Source organism: Alteromonas sp. G4i13, from assembly GCF_054960505.1.
Map to the genome: position 1 here is coordinate 1 of NZ_JBHNYX010000089.1, position 3,291 is coordinate 3,291.

The window sequence follows — 3,291 nt, forward strand, 5'->3', positions numbered from 1 at the left end:
CTTTAAATGGCCGTCAGACACTGAATTACAACACATCAACCTGAGTGAGCAGCAGTTGCAGTGGCTGTTGTCGGGCTTTGATGTGATAGGCCATTCGCCATTGAACTACACCGCTTCCGGCTTATAACCGGTGATCATAAACAGCATTTATCGATCACGAAATAGTCTGAATAACATCAGGTAATCAGTACCTTAATCGGCGATAATAGTCTTATGAACGAAGAAGATTATCAACGCCGCATCGCTGAACTGGAGCAGCAGCTCCAGGAACTGAATAACCGGTATCAATACCTGGAAGAGCAGTTCCGTATCGCACAGCAAAAACAGTTTGGTAAAAGCACCGAGGGCCACCCTGGTCAGGGCGAACTGTTTAATGAGGCGGAAGAACTGGCTGCCGATGTTGAAACGCCAGAGCAGGAAGCCATCAGTTACACACGCAATAAACCTAAGCGCAAACCACTGCCTGAGGACTTGCCGCGTGAAGTCATCGTCCACGATATCCCTGATGAAGATAAAGTCTGTGGTTGCTGCGCTGGCACGCTGCACTGCATCGGTGAAGATAAGTCTGAGAAGCTTCAGTTCATTCCTGCTCAGGTGAAAGTGATTGAACATGTACGTCCGAAGTATGCGTGCCGTACCTGCGAAAAAGAGGGTATCAGCAATACGGTGAAACAAGCGCCGGTACCACATAGCGTTATCCCCAAAGGCTATGCAACGCCGAGCCTGTTGAGTCAGATAATCACCAGCAAATATCAGTATGGTCTGCCACTTTACCGGCAGGAAGCTATGTTCAAACAGCATGGCATCGAACTCAGCCGTAAAACCATGGCAGACTGGATAATCCGTTGTGCTGAGTTATTTAAGCCGCTTTATGACCAGCTTCATCAACATCTGCTAAAGCAACCCGTTATAGCGGCGGATGAAACCACGCTAAAAGTGGTCGAGTCTGAAAAAGCGAACAGCTATATGTGGTTGTATGCCAGTGGTGCTGATTCACCTAGCGGTAATATCCCCGATACAGCGACATCCAATATCGTGTTGTACGATTATCACAATAGTCGCGCTGGACAATGCGCAGTAGACTTCCTGCAAGGCTATAGCGGCTATCTACAAGTGGATGGCTATCAAGGTTACGAGCAAACGCAAGCGACACTTATTGGTTGCTGGGCCCATGCACGTCGTAAGTTTATGGAAGCAAAGAAAGGCGCGGGTAAAAAAGGCAGCGGCAAAGCAGACTGGGCACTCAATCACATCCAAAAACTCTATCGCATCGAAACTCAATTAAAAGATAAAACGGTGGAGGTGCGCTACCTTACCAGACAAGAAAAGAGCCTGCCGTTGCTCAACCAGCTCCATACATGGCTAGAGAAATCAGTACATCAAGTGCTACCGAAAACCAAATTAGGTGAAGCGATTCAATACTGCTTGAACCAATGGGAAAAGCTAGCGCGCTATACACTCGACGGATTATTAAATATCGATAACAATCGCGCTGAGCGCGCGATTAAACCGTTCGTGATAGGCAGAAAAAACTGGCTGTTCAGCCAGACCGCTACCGGCGCCAATGCCAGCGCCATCCTCTACAGCATCATCGAAACCGCAAAAGCCAACGACCTCAATGTGTTCGAGTATGTGATGTCTTGCCTTGATGAGTTCAGCAAGCCAGCGCCGAACATCGAGCAACTACTTCCATGGCACTTTGCGAAGCGCTAGGTGGGATTGCCAGACGCTTACTTATGATCGTATGCAGCCAGAGTTGGTTCGGCTGCTTAAAAATAAAGTGCCAAGGTACATTAGGTTGTAATCGGCACGTACATAACAAACCGCTGTAGACGCAAGCGGAGCTTGCTGGGACAAAAACACGTGGGCTGTCCTCGCTTCGCTCGGTATTATAGCCCACGTATTTTTGCCCCTAAGCGGGGTGTTAGCTTCCCAGAGGTTTTAAATTGAAACTTGTATTTTTTTTAAGTCTATGTCTTTTATTAGTCGGATGTTCAAGCACATCTGAACCAGTTTCTTTCAAAAATAGTCGAATCGGTGTTGACTACAAGCTAAATGAAACTTTAAAACTATGCCACACCCACCTTGGCAAGACAGTATTCCAAAACACTGAAGAAATTTACCCTATTACTGAAAATGTCAACGCCTTAGTCACAAAAGGCTATGTTGAAGGAATTAAAAACACTTTTAACACTCCCGTTCAAATAGACTCTAGTATTGATTGGAGCAATTATTTAAGTTACTCATCCTGGGACGCTAGTGCCAAATTGGTGCCACAGGGATTAAATAAGCTTAGAGAAATTCAAGCTAAGTATGACTTAGACTTTCTCCTTGTCGCGAGAGACTACGAAAACTTTTATAAAGGCGAGGCTTGCAGTGGCGCATGGTTCAAGACTCAAATGAGCGACGTCAGGAGTTTTGTCCCTATTTATGTAGCGCTAGTATTTGACGCTAATTCTGGAAAATATGTTGGTAGTACATTTATTACAAATGACCACCATAGCTCTGTTTATCAAAATTTTAACGACGTTTCGAAACTAGAACACAGTGAAGTCTTAAAACTTATTTATTATTCTGAAGATGCAGCAACTAAAGCAGCAAGTATGTTCTTCGAATAACAAGGAAGCTAACAAACGCATTAACACTCGCTACGCTCGCTAGGGACAAAAACACGTAGGCTCCCTTCGCTTCGCTCAGTATTATAGCCTACGTATTTTTGCCCGTTATGCGGGCCGTTATATTTTCGGAGTAAGTTCAAATTGAGATGGATTTTATTAAGTTTATTATTTTGCGGCGCTTCGAACGCATCAACTTGTATTGTTACTGAGGAACAGGCATTTCTTTGGAATGAAAAATATCAGCCACTTTTTACAGTTAATACTGAGTATTTTGATGGCAGTTATTCAGTAGAAATCTTATTACCCAACAAAATCGAAGATCGAGAATATAAAAATTCGGCACTATTCATCGACAGTCTCGAGGAACCATCACTGTTTATGCCTGCGGAAGCTCTCGAGCGTGATGAAGGAAAAGTAGTTTGGTATACCGTTGGAAATGAGCTCGTTCGAAAACACTTTTTTGTTTTTTCATACGGCGAAGGCTGTGGTATTTCGGTAACATTGCCGGTTGTTTTTAACTAAAATATAACACATATGAGCCTCCGGGCTGTCAATGAAAAAAGATAGCCCCTTGACCACTATTTCAAGATCAATACCGTTGCCTTTTTAGAACTCGTTTACTTCGTCTGTCATGGCTGATGTTAGGCAAATTGCCTACGTCAAACACATGTAG

Annotated in this window: 3 protein-coding genes; all 3 read left to right on the forward strand. The window is 44.2% G+C overall.

The window, feature by feature from the left end; all coding sequences use genetic code 11:
* The first annotated feature begins 213 nt into the window (after positions 1-213).
* The 3 genes from tnpC to ACFI6J_RS21345 all read left to right on the forward strand — a co-directional run bounded on the left by tnpC (position 214) and on the right by ACFI6J_RS21345 (position 3,140).
* Complete coding sequence (tnpC, locus tag ACFI6J_RS21335) at positions 214-1,713, forward strand: IS66 family transposase (RefSeq protein ID WP_462586384.1); 1,500 nt, start codon at positions 214-216, stop codon at positions 1,711-1,713.
* A gap of 233 nt (positions 1,714-1,946) precedes the next feature.
* Positions 1,947-2,618, forward strand: a complete 672-nt coding sequence (locus tag ACFI6J_RS21340; protein WP_061439344.1) for a hypothetical protein — start codon at positions 1,947-1,949, stop codon at positions 2,616-2,618.
* Between the two features lie 141 nt (positions 2,619-2,759).
* On the forward strand, positions 2,760-3,140 hold the full coding sequence (locus ACFI6J_RS21345; RefSeq protein ID WP_061439342.1) for a hypothetical protein: 381 nt from the start codon (positions 2,760-2,762) through the stop codon (positions 3,138-3,140).
* The last annotated feature ends 151 nt before the right edge of the window (positions 3,141-3,291 follow it).

What these genes read in the sequence shown, in the direction of transcription:
- tnpC (WP_462586384.1), top strand. Translation starts at nt 214, where the DNA reads ATGAACGAAGAAGATTATCAACGCCGCATCGCTGAACTGGAGCAGCAG.